Origin of the sequence: Actinobaculum sp. oral taxon 183 str. F0552, from assembly GCF_000466165.1 — a bacterium.
Taxonomy (GTDB): domain Bacteria; phylum Actinomycetota; class Actinomycetes; order Actinomycetales; family Actinomycetaceae; genus Peptidiphaga.
In genome coordinates this window covers 13,788-27,852 of sequence record NZ_KE951418.1, presented here as the reverse complement: position 1 = coordinate 27,852, position 14,065 = coordinate 13,788, and the positions used below count along the sequence as shown (strand labels likewise).

Sequence of the window (14,065 nt, the reverse complement as noted above, 5' to 3'; positions counted from 1 at the left end):
AGATCCGCGTGTCGCAGTGCATGCCCGGTACCTCCCGGCCTCCGGGTGTGCAATCCGACGTCCGCGGAACACGGCACCGGTGAATGATATAGAATTGTACATGAGCAAAGCTGACCGGTCATCTCGGTAGTTTCCGGCTCAGGCGTTGCCGCACATTCTTTTACGATCGACTGCGATTCAAGTGGAAACTCGACAGTACGTACGAAAGGAAAACTAAATGACGTCGCGCTACCAACCCACCGTTTCTTCGAGCTCCCGCTTGCCCGCTCCTTCCGACCACGCCGAGGATCCCGAAAGCCTTTCATTCGCGGATCTAGGCGTTTCGCAGGCCATCGTCGAAGCCTTGGAGAGCAGAGGGATCGTCCATCCTTTCCCCATACAGGCGCTCACTCTCCCCGTCGCTCTCAGGGGAAACGACATCATCGGCCAGGCGAAGACGGGGACGGGCAAAACCCTCGGCTTCGGCATCCCCATGCTCGAAGCGGTCGCGGGACCGGGCGAGGAGGGGTGGGAGGAGCTGCCGGACGGCGCCAAGGGCAAGCCTCAGGGACTGGTCGTCCTGCCCACCCGCGAGCTGGCCAAGCAGGTGGCGCAGGAACTCTCCCACGCCGCGGCCAAGCGGACGGTGAGGATCGTCGAACTCTACGGCGGCCGCGCTTACGAGCCCCAGCAGGAGGCCCTGGCCGAGGGGGCCGAGATCGTCGTCGGCACGCCCGGGCGCCTCATCGACCTCCTCAGGCACCGGACGCTGGACCTGGGGCGTGCGCGCACCGTGGTGCTCGACGAGGCCGACGAGATGCTCGACCTCGGCTTCCTCGAAGACGTCGAGAGGATCCTCGCCGTCACGCCGCCCACCCGCCACACCATGCTGTTCTCGGCCACCATGCCCGGCCCCGTCGTCGCCATGGCCCGCAGGTACATGTCCAAGCCGACGCACATCCGCGCCTCGGACCCCGCCGACACCGGGGCGACCGTCAAAGCGACCCGGCAGCTGGTCTACCGCTGCCACGTCCTCAACAAATCCGAGGTCGTGGCCCGCATCCTGCAGGCCCGGGACAGGGGGCTGACGATCATCTTCACCCGGACCAAGCGCACCGCGGCCCGCCTGGCCAAGGATCTCTGCGAACGCGGCTTCGCCGCGGGGGCCCTCCACGGCGACCTAGGCCAGGGCGCGCGGGAACAGGCCCTCCGGGCCTTCCGCAACGGAAAGGTGGACGTGCTGGTCGCCACGGACGTGGCCGCCCGCGGCATCGACGTCGACGACGTCACCCACGTCATCAACTACCAGTGTCCCGAGGACGAGAAGACCTACATCCACAGGATCGGCCGGACGGGACGCGCCGGCCATTCGGGAACGGCCGTGACCCTGGTCGACTGGGAGGACCTCACCCGCTGGGCCGTCATCGACAAGACTTTGGGCCTGGGCCATCGCGAACCCGAGGAGACCTACCATACGTCCACGCACCTCTACACGGACTTGGACATCCCTCGCGAGGCGACCGGCAAGCTCCCCCGGGACCAGCGCACCCGCGCCGGCCTGGACGCCGAGTACATCGAGGACCTCGGAGAGACCGGCAGGAGGCCGGGCAAGCGGGGCTCGCGGGGCCGCGGGGCCGGGCGGAAGCGCGACGGGAAGGCGAAGGCGGCGCGATCGCGCGACGTCAAGCGGAACGTCAAGGACAACCCGCAGGCCGCTCCGCGGCGCAACCGCAAGCGCAAGCGGACTCGCAAACCCAGCAGCGAATGATGCCTAGAGGCTTCTGACCAACGTGGTGATTCCGTTGATGACGAGCTGGATGGCGATGGCCGCCAGGAGCATGCCCGAGATCTTGGTCAGGAAGATCGTTCCGCCCTCCCCCAGCACCCGATGGAGGGGGTTGGCGAACCGCATCGTCACCCACTCGATCAGGTGGACGAGGAGAACCGCCGCGATGACGCAGAGGATCCCGACGACCCCTTTGCCGAGAGCCTCCCGGGCGGCGATCATCACCGCGACGATCGCTCCGGGGCCGGCCATGAGGGGGATGCCCAGCGGGACCATGGCGACGTTCGCCGATCCCGGCGCCCCCGGGTCCTCCTCGTGCCCCGACAGGAGTTGCAGCGCCACGATTGCCAGGAGGAGGCCGCCGGATATCTGCATGGATTCCACGGAGATGCCCAGGACCCGCAGAATGTAGTGACCGAAGAGTCCGAATGCCGCCATGACGCCCAGGGAGGTCATCGTCGCCTGGAAGGCGGCCCGCTTGCGTTCGTGAGGAGTCATCTTCGACGTCAGGGAGATGAAGACGGGCAGGTTCCCCGGAGGATCGGTGATCACGAACACCGTCGTGAACGTCGAGAGGAAGAACAGACCGTCGGACCCGGTCACGAATGGATCACCTCCAGGAAACAGCCGGAAGCCAGAGCGCGGAGAACCTCGGGGGCCGTCGTGTTCTCACCCAGTCGGTTCGGTTTGCCGGACCCATGGTAATCGCTGGATCCCGTACGGACTAATCGGTGCCTTTCCGCCAGTTTCTCCAAGGTGTCGAGATCCGTGTTGTCGCGGTGGCCGATCTCCAGCCCGAACAGGCCGGCTTCTGCCAGGGCGCCGATGTCGGCGGCGGAGACCGTCCTGCCCCGCGACGGCGCGTGCGGATGGGCGAGGACCGTCCTGCCGCCGGCGTCCGCCACCCATTCGACGACGTCGCAGGCCTGGGGAGCCCAGTGGGGAACGTAGTAGGGCGAGGACGGCGCGAGAAAGCGGGCGAAGGCCTCGTCGCGGCTGGAGACGGCGCCGACGTCGATGAGAGCGTCGGCTATGTGGGGGCGGCCGACGGGCACCCCCGGTTCGGCGACGGCGGCGACCGCCTCCCACTCCAGCGGAAAGTCCCGGCCGATCCGCTCGACCATCTCCCGGGCGCGGGACAGGCGGGCGTCGAGCATCCTCTCGCGATGCCGCGCCATGGCGGGCGCTGCGGGGTCGAAGAGATAGCCGAGCACGTGGACGGAGACGCCGCGGACCTTGGCCGAGATTTCCATGCCGCGCACGAGGGCGACGCCGGTGGGCTCCACGCGCGCCGCGGCCTCGGCCCAGCCGGCGACGGTGTCGTGGTCGGTGAGCCCGAGCACCGAGATCCCGGCCCCCTTCGCCTCCCACATGAGATCGCCGGGGCTGGTGCGACCGTCGGACGCGGTCGAGTGGGTATGGAGGTCGATCATGGATGACAAGCCTACGCACCGCGTCGGCGGACCGCCCGAACGCGCGGATCCGGCTGAGAGCCGGGAACGGGACGCCTTACCCGTCCGTTTTCACGGGCGTTCCCCGCGAAGGCAAGAATCGCGTGCCACACGTTCGCATCCGGGTGCCAGAATGGAGTCCATGACGAAAGAGCAGAATCTCGAGCGGCGCGAGTCGAACCGCTCGCAGCAGCCGAGCAACGGAGCGTTCAGGGAATTCATCGGATCCGACTGGGGCGAGCGTCCGCCCGGACCCGAGCGCGCAGCCGTGGCCGACTACCTTCCGGCGCGGCACGCCAAGCTCTCCGAGCGCTTCCCCGGTGTGCGGCTGGTCCTCCCCGCGGGCGGGTACAAGGTGCGCAACAACGACTGCGACTACCGGTTCCGCGCCCACTCGGCCTTCGCCCATATGACGGGCTTGGGCGGCGAGCTCGAGCCCGACGCCGTGCTCGTTCTCGATCCGGTAGAGGGCGGCCACGAGGCCACCCTCTACTTCCACCCGCGCGCCTCGCGCTCCTCCGAGGAGTTCTACGCCGACTCCCGATACGGCGAATTCTGGGTCGGGGCGCGGCCCTCGCTGGCGGAGATGGCCGCCCTCACCGGGCTGCGGTGCGATTCGATCGACAGACTCGACGACGCGCTGGCCAAGGATCTCGGGCAGGGCCACGTCGGACTGGCCGTCGTGCCCCAGACCGACGCCGGAGTCGAGGCGAAGGCGGAGGAGCTGCGCCGGAGAGCCGGGCTGGCCGAAGGCGCCGCGCAGGCCGACGCCGAGCTGGAGAGGGCGCTCTCGGAGATCCGCCTGGTCAAAGACGAGTGGGAGATCGGACAGATGCGCGAGGCCGTCGACGCCACGCGGGAGGGGTTCGACGCGATCATCGCCTCCCTCTCCCGCGCCACCGGGCACAGGCGGGGGGAGAGAGTCGTCGAAGGCGCCTTCGGGGCGAAGGCCCGCGAGGAGGGCAACGGCACGGGATACGACACGATCGCGGCGTCCGGCAACCACGCCAACACCCTCCATTGGATCGACAACGACGGGCCGGTCGCGCCCGGCGACCTCATACTCGTGGACGCAGGCGTGGAGCTCGACTCCCTTTACACAGCCGACATCACCCGCACGCTTCCCGTGTCGGGCGCCTTCACCGACGACCAGGCGGCTGTCTACCAGGCGGTGCTCGACGCCGCGGACCGCGCCTTCGAGAAGGCGCAGGAGCCCGGCTGCCGGTTCGTCGACGTCCACAACGCGGCCATGGAGGTCATCGCCGAACGCCTGGAGTCGTGGGGACTCCTCCCGGGGACGGCGGCTCAGTCCCTGGCCCCCGGCGGCGGGTACCACCGCCGGTGGATGCCGCACGGGACCTCGCACCACCTGGGCATCGACGTCCACGACTGCGCCCAGGCGCGACGGGAGATGTACGTGGAGGCCGAACTCGAGCCCGGCATGGTCTTCACCATCGAACCGGGCCTATACTTTCGCGAGGACGACCTCAAGGTGCCCGAACGCCTGCGGGGCATAGGCGTGCGCATCGAAGACGACATCGTCGTCACCGCCGACGGGGCGGAGAGGATCTCGGAGGGGATCCCGCGCACGATAGCGGGCGTCGAAGAATGGATGGCAGCCATCGCAGGGAGGTAGAAGATGAAGCATCGCGTCCAGACGGTTTACGCGGCGCGCCTGGCCGGCACGCCCGTCTTCGACCCCATCGGGGAGAAGGTCGGGTCGGTCTACGACGTCGTCGTCCTCTTCCGCCTCAGGGGCGACCCTCTGGCCGTGGGGCTCGTCGTCGAGGTGGCGGGCAGGCGGCGGGTGTTCCTGCCCCTGACTCGCGTGACCTCCATACACAACGGCCAGGTCATCACCACCGGGCTCGTCAACATCCGCCGCTTCTCGCAGCGCCCCGCCGAGACCCTCGTGCTGGCCGAGCTCCTGGAGAGGCACGTCCGCCTGCGCGAGACGAACGAAGAGGCCGTCGTGGTGGACGCGGCCATCTCGCAGACCCGGCCGCGCCAGTGGCAGCTGTCCACGCTGTACGTGCGGACGATGAAGCGCTCGGCGGGCGGGCAGCGCTCCTTCACCCTCCCCGTCGCCGAGGTGACCGGCCTGATGAACTCTACGGCCGAGCAGGGCTCCGAGGCGATCCTGGCCCAGATCGGCGAGCTCAGGGCCGCCGACGTCGCCGACGTCCTGCGCGACCTGCCGGCCACGCGCATGCAGGCCGTGGCCAGCGAGCTGGCCGACGAGCGCCTGGCCGACGTCCTGGAGGAGATGGGCGACGAGGACAGGATCGGCATCCTCTCCAGCCTCGACGTCGACCGGGCGGCCGACGTCCTGGACGCCATGCAGCCCGACGACGCCGCCGACCTCGTGGCCGAACTGCCGACCGACCAGGCCGCCGTGCTCCTGGACCGGATGAAGCCCGAAGAGGCCGAGGACGTGCGCCGGCTCCTGGCCTACGAGGAGCGCACGGCCGGCGGCCTCATGACGACCGAGCCGATCGTCCTGCCGCCCGAGGCGACGATCGCCACGGCCCTCGCCTCGGCCCGGCGCGCCGACATCCCGCCCGCCCTGGCGGCGATCATGTTCGTCTGCCGGCCCCCCCTGGAGACCCCGTGCGGCCGGTTCCTGGGCGTCGTCCACATCCAGCGGGCGCTCAGGGAGCCGCCGTCGGCGATGATCGGGACGATCGTGGACACCGACGTGGAGGGGGTCGCCCCGGACGTGGGCATCGGCACCGTGACCCGCCTGCTGGCCACCTACAATCTCACGGCGGTGCCCGTAGTGGACGACGAGTCCCTCGTCGGGGCGGTCTCCGTGGACGACGTCCTGGACCACCTGCTGCCCGAGGACTGGCGCGACGCCGACGAGGATGCGACCGACGAGGCGGTGGAGGCGCAGCATGTCTGATTTCGACAAGCCCCTCGAACGCGGGGTCCGGCACCGCCTGCACTGGCGGCGTGGACGGGACTCCGACGGATTCGGGCGCTTCGCCGAGGCGACGGCCCGGTTCATGGGCAGCCCGAAGTTCATCCTCTACATGACGGTCTTCGTCCTGACGTGGGTGGTCGCCAACGTGCTGCTCGTGAAGGCCTCGAGGGGCTACGCGTGGGATCCGTACCCGTTCATCCTGCTCAACCTCGCTTTCTCCACGCAGGCCTCCTACTCGGCCCCCCTCATCCTCCTGGCCCAGAACCGCCAGGACGACCGCGACAGGGTCATCGCCGAGCAGGATAGACAGCGGGCCGAGCGCAACCTGGCCGACACCGAATACCTCACCCGGGAGATCGCCAGCCTGCGCATGGGGCTCGGAGAGGTCGCCACGCGCGACTTCGTCCGCTCGGAGCTCAGGGTGGCGCTGGAGGAGTACGACCGCGACCGCGAGGAGCGGCTGAACGAACGCGACCAGAGGATCGCCGAGTTGCAGGCCGAACTCGACGCGCTGCGCTCGACCAGGGAGCCGGACGCCCCCGAGCCCGACTGAACTGCGCCCGGCCCTCTGCGCCCGTCCGCGCCGCCGACTCCGAAGGGCGGAAACCGGGGCGTCCCGCACCTCGCGGGAACCGTTCCCGCCTCCGCGTCCGAGCCCGGCTGTGCGGCATTCGCCACGGTTTCCTCCCCGATGGAAGCGGGTACGATGGCTGCATGGCTACAGCGGTTACAGCCGATGACGTGCGCACGGCGCTCGGGCGCGTCATCGACCCCGAACTCCGCCGCCCCATCACCGACCTGGACATGGTCGAGGACGTCCAGGTCTCCGATGGGACGGTCTCCGTCTCGATCCTTCTGACGACTCCGGGGTGCCCCCTGCGCGACACGATCGCAGCGGACGTCAGGGAGGCGGTCGGCGAACTGGAGGGCGTCATGCGGGTCAACGTCCGCATGGGCGCGATGAACGACGAACAGCGTGCGGCGCTGCAGAACAAACTCCGCGGCGGACAGGCTGGACGCGTCATACCCTTCGCCCAGCCGGACAACCTCACCCGCGTCTACGCGATCGCCTCCGGCAAGGGCGGCGTCGGCAAATCCTCGGTGACGGCCAATCTGGCCGCCTCCATGGCCGCGCGGGGAATGAAGGTCGGGCTGGTCGACGCCGACATCTTCGGATTCTCCATCCCGCGCATGATGGGCGTGGAATACCCGCCGAGCCAGCTGGACAACATGATCATCCCGCCGGTCGCCCACGGGGTCAAGATCATCTCGATCGGCATGTTCCTCCCCGACAACTCCGCCGTCGTCTGGCGCGGCCCGATCCTGCACAAGGCGCTCGAGCAGTTCCTCGCCGACGTCTTCTGGGGCGATCTCGACGTCCTGCTCCTCGACCTGCCCCCGGGCACGGGCGACATCGCGATCTCGGTCGCGCAGCTCATCCCCGACTCGGAGCTCGTCATCGTCACCACCCCCCAGGCCGTATCCGCCGAGGTCGCCGAACGGGCGGGCCAGATGGTCGAGCAGACGGGCCAGAACGTCGTGGGGGTGGTCGAGAACATGTCGTACCTGGCCATGCCCGACGGGTCGAGAAACGAGATCTTCGGGCGAGGCGGAGGCCAGTCGGTCGCGAACGTCCTCTCCGAGAGGCTCGGCCGGCGGATCCCCCTGCTCGGAACGGTGCCCATCGAACCCGCCCTGCGCGTGGGCGGCGACGACGGCGTCCCCCTAGCCATCCAGGAGGGGGACTCCCCCGCCCAGACCGAGCTCCGCTCCATCGCCGACGGGCTCGCGCACCGCTCCCGAGGCCTGGCGGGGCGGGGCCTGGGCGTGACGCCGATCTAGTACCATATGCCCCATGGCCGCAGATCACACCCTGGCGTGGGCGTACGTCGAAGACGCCTTCGCCGAGGAGGATGACGTCATCGCCCAGGCTCGCTACGAGGCCGGCGAATACGGCATCGCGAGCCTGAGCGCGGCGACCTGCGCGTTCCTGAGGCAGCTCGCCCGGATCGCCGGAGCGAAATCCGCCGTGGAGGTGGGGACCGGAACGGGAGTCTCCGGGATGTACCTCCTGTCGGTTCCGGGGCTGTCGTTGACCTCGATCGACGTGGAAAGCGAGGCTCAGCACTGCGCGCGGGAGTTCTTCGCGGCCGCCGGCGTCCGCAGCGGCCGGATCCGCCTCATCAACGGGCGCAGCGTCGACCTTCTGCCCCGCCTGGCCGCCAACTCCTACGATTTCGTCCTGCTGGACGGCGATCCCCTGGAGACTCCCGGCGACGCCCAGGAGGCCCTGAGGATCCTGCGTCCGGGAGGCCTCCTCGTTCTCGCCCGGGCTCTCATGGCCGGCCGCGTCGCCGATCCGGCGCGCCGGGAGGAGGATGTCGTGGCGATTCGAAATCTCGGGCGCGAACTGCTGGCCTCCCCCGACGTCGAAGCGTCGATGGTCCCGCTCGGGGAAGGGCTGGTCGTGGCCACCGTCGTGTGAACCGGCCCGGCGGCCCCGCACCGCCGGCCGCCCGTCAACGCTGAGCGGCCGGACGACTCGCGCCAGACGGGTCTGCCGGCCGGGATTGCCTCAGCGTTCGACCGCTCCCAAAGCCTCCTTGAGGCTTGTCAGTTCGGCATCGTTGAGCTCGAGAACGAGCCGACCGCCGCCCTCCACGGGTATGCGGACGACGATCCCGCGTCCCTCCCTCTCGACTTCGAGCGGACCATCGCCGGTGCGGGGTTTCATGGCCGCCATGGTGCCCTCCTTCCGCCGGAGGCATAATGCTTCCGGCAGTTTCATTCTACAAAATCGAAGTGCATCTTTTCCCCGAAAATTCGCGGGAATTTGCGCAATTTGGGCGGATCGGCTCCCGGCGGCGAGCGGCGCGCTCACTCGACGGACTCGGCCCAGCGAATCTCCTCCGCGAGCCGGTGAATGCCGTTCAACACGGCGGCCACGGCCTCCTCGGCAGTGTCGACGACGGTGAGCAGCTTCGGGTCGTCGGGGCCGATCATCCCCTCGGCGAGCATGGCCGAATCGATCCAGTCGACCAGTCCGCTCCAGAAGTCCCGACCGACGAGCACGATGGGGAAGGAAGAGACCTTGCGGGTCTGGACGAGCGTCACGGCCTCGAAGAGCTCGTCCATCGTCCCGAACCCGCCCGGCATGACGACGAAACCCAGGGAGTACTTCAGGAACATCGTCTTACGGGCGAAGAAGTAGCGGAAGCTCACGCCGATGTCGACGAACTCGTTCATGCCTTGCTCGAAAGGCAGCTCGATGCCGAGCCCGACGGAGACGCCTTCGGCCTCGTTGGCCCCCTTGTTCCCCGCCTCCATAATGCCCGGGCCTCCGCCGGTGATGACCCCGAAGCCCTCGCCCACCAGCAGCTCGGCGATGCGGACGGCCGTCTCGTACCGAGGAGTGCCGGGCTCGATCCGAGAGGATCCGAAGATGGAGATCGATGGAGGCAGGTCGGCGAGCGAACCGAAGCCTTCCACGAAGTCCGCCTGAATGCGCATGACCCTCCACGGGTCGGCCTTGAACCAGTCGCCCCGCTCGGGGGCCAGGAGGAGGGCGTCGGCCGTGGTCTCCGGGACTTGGGCCCTTCGCAGAAGGACCGAGCCCCGCCGGTGCATGCGTTTGTCGCTCATGGCACTAGTCTGGCACCGCCGAGCGGGCCGGGCCAGAGAGAGTCGTGCACGCCCTAGCGGAGCCAGCGCTCGAAGACGCGGGCCAGGCGGGCGATCTGGTCGGTGGGGCACGCCTCGTCGTCGCGGTGGGCGAGGAGGGGGTCGCCGGGGCCGCAGTTGATCGCGGGGATCGACAGATCGGCGAAACGAGCCACGTCGGTCCAGCCGAGTTTGGCGGTGGGCTCGCCCGCGCCCTCCTCGGCGAGAAGGCGGGCGAGCCGGGCGAATTCCGCGTGGTCCATGCCCGGCCTGGCCCCAGGGGCCATGTCCTGCACGTCGAACTCGTATCCGGGGAAGAGGGACCGGACGTACGCCTCGGCCTCGTCGGGCGACCGGTCGGGGGCGAACCGGAAGTTGACGACGAGCCTGGCCTCGTCGGGCACCGAGTTGCCGGCGCGCCCCCCGCCGATCGCGACCGCCAGGAGCGACTCCGTGTAGTCGAGGCCGTCGACGGCGCGGGTCTGCGGCTGCCAGGCCGCGAGCGTCTCCAGAGCCGGGAGCAGGGCGTGGATCGCGTTCTCGCCCATCCACGGCCGGGCCGAGTGGGCGGCGACGCCCCGGGCGGTGAGGGAGAACCGCATGGTGCCGTTGCATCCGCCTTCGATCCCCCCGTCGGTCGGCTCGCCGAGGACGGCGAGGTCGGCTTCGAGCCAGTCGGGGTGGCGGGAGGCTAGCCGTCCGAGCCCGTTGAGGCTGGCTTCGACCTCTTCGTGGTCGTAGAAGACCCACGTGAGGTCGGTGCGCGGGTGGGAGAGCCTGGCAGCCAGGTGGAGGAAGACGGCGTCCCCCGCTTTCATGTCCACCGAGCCGCGGCCCCACAGGGTTCCGTTCTCGCGCAGCTCGCCGGGGACGTTGCCGGCCACGGGAACGGTGTCGATGTGTCCGGCCAGGAGGATGCGCGACGGCCGCCCGAGGTCCGTCCTGGCGACGACGGCGTCGCCGTCGCGCAGCACCTGGAGGTGGTCGAAGCGCGAGAGCTCGGCCTCGATGAGGTCCGCGAGGGCGCCTTCCCCGCCCGAGACGGACGGGATGCCCACCAGGTCGGCGGCGAGCTGTACGACGTCGTCGAAGTCCATGCCTCCAGCCTACACGCGCGCCCGTACTGCGTCCGAACGGCTGGCGAAGCTGCGCCGGCACTCACTCACCCGGGGGTCCCGTGCTCACATCCCGCGCTCGCCCGGAGACGGGGGCGGCGGCCCTGCCTGAGCCGCGAGCATCCCGCCGGCCTGCACCCGCGACGGCCCCGACCGCGCGCCCGATGCAGGCGCGAACCCGCCTTCCCACATGCGCGACGGCCTCGCCTGCGCACCCGACCGACGTCGCACCGGCGCCGCCGGGCCGTCGGGTACCGTTGAACCATGCAGACATTCGACGTGGAAGGCCCGGCCCGACGCGCGGCGTCCGGCGCCGCGCGCACCCTCTCCGCCGGCTCGGTTCCCCGCCCGCGCGGACGGCTCGCCGGCGTCGAAGGGAGCGCCGATGTATAGCCCCGACGGCGTGCGCGAATGGATCGCCGACGATCCGGACGAAGAATGCCGCGCCGAACTCGAAGGGCTCCTGGACGCCGCGGAGGCGGGCGACGCGACGGCCGCCTCCGAACTGGACGACCGCTTCTCCGGCTTCCTCCAGTTCGGCACGGCCGGGCTGCGCGGCGCGATGGCCGCCGGGCCGTGCCGCATGAACAGGGCGGTGGTGCGCAAGGCGGCCGCGGGACTCGTCGCCTACCTGGCGCAGACCGCAGGGCCCGACGCCCTCGTGGCCGTCGGATACGATGCGCGCCACCACTCCCGGGAGTTCGCCGAGGACACGGCCGCGATCGTGGCCGCCGCGGGCATGCGGGCCCGGATCATGCCGCGCGCGCTGCCCACTCCCCTGCTCGCCTACGCGGTCCGCCGCCTGGACGCCGACGCGGGCGTGATGGTCACCGCCTCCCACAACCCCGCCCGCGACAACGGATACAAGGTCTACCTGGGCGGTCGCTGCGCGGACGAGTGGGGGCGGGGCGTCCAGCTCATTCCCCCCGCCGACGCACGGATAGCCGAAGCGATCGCCGCGACGCCTCCCGCCGGCCGCATCGCATTAGCCGACGGATACGAGACGATCGGCGAGGATCTCGTCGACGCCTACGTCCGCGACTGCGTGGCCGCGGTGCCGCCCGGCCCGCGGGACCTGTCCATCGTCTACACGGCGATGCACGGGGTCGGCGCCCAGATCATGCGGCGGGTCTTCCGGGATGCGGGATTCGCCCGCGTCATCGAGGTGGCCGAGCAGTGCGAACCCGATCCCGGCTTTCCGACGATCGCCTTCCCGAACCCGGAGGAGGCAGGGGCCCTCGACCTGGCCGTGGCGACGGCCCGGCGCGCGGGCGCCGACCTCATCATCGCCTCGGATCCCGACGCCGACCGGTGCTCGGCCGCGGTGCCCGCCGGCGGCGGCGCATGGCGGCAGCTCTCGGGGGACGAGATCGGCGCCGTGCTCGGCGAGGCCGTCGCCGCTCGGCTGGAGACGCCGGAGCGGGCCGCCGGAGCGCCGGGACGCCCGGCGCTGGCCAACTCGATCGTCTCCTCGTGCCTGCTCGGCAGGATCGCCGCCCGCCACGGGCTGGACCATCGGGAGACGCTGACGGGCTTCAAATGGATCGCGAGGGTTCCCCGCCTCGCCTACGGCTACGAGGAGGCGATCGGATTCTGCGTCAGCCCCGAGTCGGTGCGCGACAAGGACGGGCTGTCCGCCGGGCTGCTCCTGGCCTCGGTCGCCGCCGGGCTGAAACGGGACGGGTCGAGCCTGACCGCCGAACTCGACCGGCTCTATGCCGAGCACGGCGTGCACCTGACGGCTCCCGTGACGGTCCGCGTGGAGGACCTGGCGATCATCGGGCGGACCATGGAGAAGGTGCGCGCCGACCCGCCGGGTGAGTTGGCGGGCGCGTCCGTCGTTCGCATCCGCGACCTATCGCTGCCGGAGGGCGACGTCCCGCCCACCGACGGCGTCGCCTGGCACACGCAGGCCGACGACCGCGTGGTGATACGCCCCTCGGGGACCGAGCCGAAGGTCAAGTGCTACCTGGAGGTCCGCGCGCCGGTCGACTCGCCGGAGGGGCTCGAAGCCGCCAAGGCGGCCGCCTCCCAACGCCTGGACCGCCTCAAGGAGGATGTGGCCGCCGCCCTCAGACTGGAGGACTGAACGCCTCGAGGACCGGGCCCTCCCGGAGAGCGCAACGACCCTCCTCCCCGCCGACCTGCCGCCCGGGCCTCTGAGAGGGACGCGACCGCCGCCGAGACCGGGACCGACACAGTCCCCGACGGGACACGGGCACGGCGTGTCGCGGACGCAGGTCAGGCGTCCCCCGGGAGCGGCTCCGGGCCGCGACGGCAAAGTCCCCGGAGGCGCGGGTCAGAGCGTGTCGAGGACTCTCGCCGAAGAGGACAGGCCGAGCCTCGTGGCGCCCGCCTCCAGAAGCTCCACGGCGAACTTCCCGTCGCGGATGCCGCCGGACGCCTTGACGCCGAGGGCGTCGCCGACCGTGCGCCGCATGAGTGCAACCGCGTGGACGGAGGCCCCGCCCGCCGGGTGGAAGCCCGTCGACGTTTTCACGAAGTCCGCTCCGGCCGACGCGGCGGCCCGGCAGGCGGCGGCGATCTGCTCGTCTGTCAAGGCCGCCGATTCGATGATCGCCTTGAGGACCGCCCCGGGGACGGCCTCGCGGACCGCGCGGATGTCCTCCTCCACCCGGTCGAAGCGTCCCGTCGCCTCCCAGGCGAGGTTGACGACCATGTCGACTTCGTCCGCCCCCTCGGCGACGGACCGGGCCGCCTCGGCGGCTTTGACCTCGCTGTGGTGCGCCCCCGACGGGAACCCGCACACGGCGGCGAGTTTGAGGCGGCCGAGGACGATGTCGTCGGGAAGGGGCAGCATGCTGGGCGAGACGCACACCGAGTGCGCGCCCAGGCTCTTCGCCTCGGAGACGAGGTCGCGGACCCCGGCGACGCTCGCCTCCGGCTTCAAGAGAGTGTGGTCGATCAGGGCTGCCACCTCGTCGCGGCTGTATCCCATGGTGTCTCCTAACTTCGGTTGTCGGTTTCCCGTTCCGTTCCGCGCGCAGGGCGGCCGCTCCCCGCCCGGGGCCGGCCGGCGGCCTCGGCGTCCCAGCGGTCCCGCCGCCCTCGCGCTTCCGCGGCGCCCGGGTCTCGCCTGCGGGCATCCCGGGACCGTGTCCGCGGGCACCGAGCGGGTCTGCCGGCG

General features: G+C 70.5%; 14 protein-coding genes. 8 read left to right on the top strand and 6 right to left on the bottom strand.

Going from position 1 to position 14,065, the window contains the following annotated elements; translation table 11 throughout:
* Positions 1 to 217 precede the first annotated feature (217 nt).
* Positions 218 to 1,747: a DEAD/DEAH box helicase gene (locus tag HMPREF0043_RS04060; RefSeq protein WP_021601611.1), complete on the top strand. Its 1,530-nt coding sequence runs from the start codon at positions 218 to 220 to the stop codon at positions 1,745 to 1,747.
* 3 nt (positions 1,748 to 1,750) lie between these two features.
* On the opposite strand, the gene HMPREF0043_RS04055 is transcribed toward HMPREF0043_RS04060, so the two are convergent.
* Positions 1,751 to 2,368, bottom strand: a complete 618-nt coding sequence (locus HMPREF0043_RS04055; RefSeq protein ID WP_021601610.1) for a MarC family protein — start codon at positions 2,366 to 2,368, stop codon at positions 1,751 to 1,753.
* The gene (locus HMPREF0043_RS04050) at positions 2,365 to 3,198 is read right to left on the bottom strand and encodes a PHP domain-containing protein (protein ID WP_021601609.1); all 834 of its coding nucleotides are present in this window, start codon (positions 3,196 to 3,198) and stop codon (positions 2,365 to 2,367) included. The genes HMPREF0043_RS04055 and HMPREF0043_RS04050 overlap by 4 nt, the downstream gene beginning before the upstream one ends.
* 160 nt (positions 3,199 to 3,358) lie before the next feature.
* Between HMPREF0043_RS04050 and HMPREF0043_RS04045 the strand changes: the two genes are divergently transcribed.
* From HMPREF0043_RS04045 to HMPREF0043_RS04025, 5 genes are all read left to right on the top strand, one after another.
* Positions 3,359 to 4,852 (top strand): aminopeptidase P family protein, encoded by a 1,494-nt coding sequence (locus tag HMPREF0043_RS04045; RefSeq protein ID WP_040317816.1) that lies wholly within the window; start codon positions 3,359 to 3,361, stop codon positions 4,850 to 4,852.
* A gap of 3 nt (positions 4,853 to 4,855) precedes the next feature.
* The gene (locus HMPREF0043_RS04040) at positions 4,856 to 6,121 is read left to right on the top strand and encodes a magnesium transporter MgtE N-terminal domain-containing protein (RefSeq protein ID WP_021601607.1); all 1,266 of its coding nucleotides are present in this window, start codon (positions 4,856 to 4,858) and stop codon (positions 6,119 to 6,121) included.
* The gene (locus tag HMPREF0043_RS04035; protein WP_021601606.1) at positions 6,114 to 6,695 is read left to right on the top strand and encodes a DUF1003 domain-containing protein; all 582 of its coding nucleotides are present in this window, start codon (positions 6,114 to 6,116) and stop codon (positions 6,693 to 6,695) included. The genes HMPREF0043_RS04040 and HMPREF0043_RS04035 overlap by 8 nt, the downstream gene beginning before the upstream one ends.
* Positions 6,696 to 6,856: 161 nt before the next feature.
* Positions 6,857 to 7,984: an Mrp/NBP35 family ATP-binding protein gene (locus HMPREF0043_RS04030; protein WP_021601605.1), complete on the top strand. Its 1,128-nt coding sequence runs from the start codon at positions 6,857 to 6,859 to the stop codon at positions 7,982 to 7,984.
* Positions 7,985 to 7,997: 13 nt separating this feature from the next.
* Positions 7,998 to 8,627, top strand: a complete 630-nt coding sequence (locus tag HMPREF0043_RS04025) for an O-methyltransferase (RefSeq protein WP_021601604.1) — start codon at positions 7,998 to 8,000, stop codon at positions 8,625 to 8,627.
* 90 nt (positions 8,628 to 8,717) lie between these two features.
* On the opposite strand, the gene HMPREF0043_RS10620 is transcribed toward HMPREF0043_RS04025, so the two are convergent.
* The 3 genes from HMPREF0043_RS10620 to dapE form a co-directional block, all read right to left on the bottom strand.
* Positions 8,718 to 8,885: a DUF3117 domain-containing protein gene (locus HMPREF0043_RS10620; protein WP_084432147.1), complete on the bottom strand. Its 168-nt coding sequence runs from the start codon at positions 8,883 to 8,885 to the stop codon at positions 8,718 to 8,720.
* Between the two features lie 134 nt (positions 8,886 to 9,019).
* The gene (locus HMPREF0043_RS04020) at positions 9,020 to 9,784 is read right to left on the bottom strand and encodes a TIGR00730 family Rossman fold protein (RefSeq protein ID WP_021601602.1); all 765 of its coding nucleotides are present in this window, start codon (positions 9,782 to 9,784) and stop codon (positions 9,020 to 9,022) included.
* Positions 9,785 to 9,837: 53 nt separating this feature from the next.
* On the bottom strand, positions 9,838 to 10,899 hold the full coding sequence (gene dapE, locus HMPREF0043_RS04015) for a succinyl-diaminopimelate desuccinylase (RefSeq protein ID WP_021601601.1): 1,062 nt from the start codon (positions 10,897 to 10,899) through the stop codon (positions 9,838 to 9,840).
* Between the two features lie 282 nt (positions 10,900 to 11,181).
* On the opposite strand from dapE, the gene HMPREF0043_RS11870 reads away from it, so the two are divergent.
* Both HMPREF0043_RS11870 and HMPREF0043_RS04010 read left to right on the top strand, forming a co-directional pair.
* Positions 11,182 to 11,310: a hypothetical protein gene (locus HMPREF0043_RS11870; RefSeq protein ID WP_269528521.1), complete on the top strand. Its 129-nt coding sequence runs from the start codon at positions 11,182 to 11,184 to the stop codon at positions 11,308 to 11,310.
* Positions 11,303 to 13,006 (top strand): phospho-sugar mutase, encoded by a 1,704-nt coding sequence (locus HMPREF0043_RS04010; protein WP_021601599.1) that lies wholly within the window; start codon positions 11,303 to 11,305, stop codon positions 13,004 to 13,006. Before HMPREF0043_RS11870 ends, HMPREF0043_RS04010 begins: the two co-directional genes overlap by 8 nt.
* 210 nt (positions 13,007 to 13,216) lie before the next feature.
* Here HMPREF0043_RS04010 and deoC read toward each other — a convergent pair whose 3' ends face one another.
* Positions 13,217 to 13,876: a deoxyribose-phosphate aldolase gene (deoC, locus tag HMPREF0043_RS04005; protein ID WP_021601598.1), complete on the bottom strand. Its 660-nt coding sequence runs from the start codon at positions 13,874 to 13,876 to the stop codon at positions 13,217 to 13,219.
* Positions 13,877 to 14,065: the final 189 nt, after the last annotated feature.

Bases quoted from the DNA above. Each gene is read 5' to 3' on its own strand.
- HMPREF0043_RS04060 (WP_021601611.1), top strand. From the start codon at position 218: ATGACGTCGCGCTACCAACCCACCGTTTCTTCGAGCTCCCGCTTGCCC.
- HMPREF0043_RS04050 (WP_021601609.1), bottom strand. From the start codon at position 3,198: ATGATCGACCTCCATACCCACTCGACCGCGTCCGACGGTCGCACCAGC.
- HMPREF0043_RS04045 (WP_040317816.1), top strand. From the start codon at position 3,359: ATGACGAAAGAGCAGAATCTCGAGCGGCGCGAGTCGAACCGCTCGCAG.
- HMPREF0043_RS04040 (WP_021601607.1), top strand. From the start codon at position 4,856: ATGAAGCATCGCGTCCAGACGGTTTACGCGGCGCGCCTGGCCGGCACG.
- HMPREF0043_RS04035 (WP_021601606.1), top strand. From the start codon at position 6,114: ATGTCTGATTTCGACAAGCCCCTCGAACGCGGGGTCCGGCACCGCCTG.
- HMPREF0043_RS04030 (WP_021601605.1), top strand. From the start codon at position 6,857: ATGGCTACAGCGGTTACAGCCGATGACGTGCGCACGGCGCTCGGGCGC.
- HMPREF0043_RS04025 (WP_021601604.1), top strand. From the start codon at position 7,998: ATGGCCGCAGATCACACCCTGGCGTGGGCGTACGTCGAAGACGCCTTC.
- HMPREF0043_RS10620 (WP_084432147.1), bottom strand. From the start codon at position 8,885: ATGGCGGCCATGAAACCCCGCACCGGCGATGGTCCGCTCGAAGTCGAG.
- HMPREF0043_RS04020 (WP_021601602.1), bottom strand. From the start codon at position 9,784: ATGAGCGACAAACGCATGCACCGGCGGGGCTCGGTCCTTCTGCGAAGG.
- dapE (WP_021601601.1), bottom strand. From the start codon at position 10,899: ATGGACTTCGACGACGTCGTACAGCTCGCCGCCGACCTGGTGGGCATC.
- HMPREF0043_RS11870 (WP_269528521.1), top strand. From the start codon at position 11,182: ATGCAGACATTCGACGTGGAAGGCCCGGCCCGACGCGCGGCGTCCGGC.
- HMPREF0043_RS04010 (WP_021601599.1), top strand. From the start codon at position 11,303: ATGTATAGCCCCGACGGCGTGCGCGAATGGATCGCCGACGATCCGGAC.
- deoC (WP_021601598.1), bottom strand. From the start codon at position 13,876: ATGGGATACAGCCGCGACGAGGTGGCAGCCCTGATCGACCACACTCTC.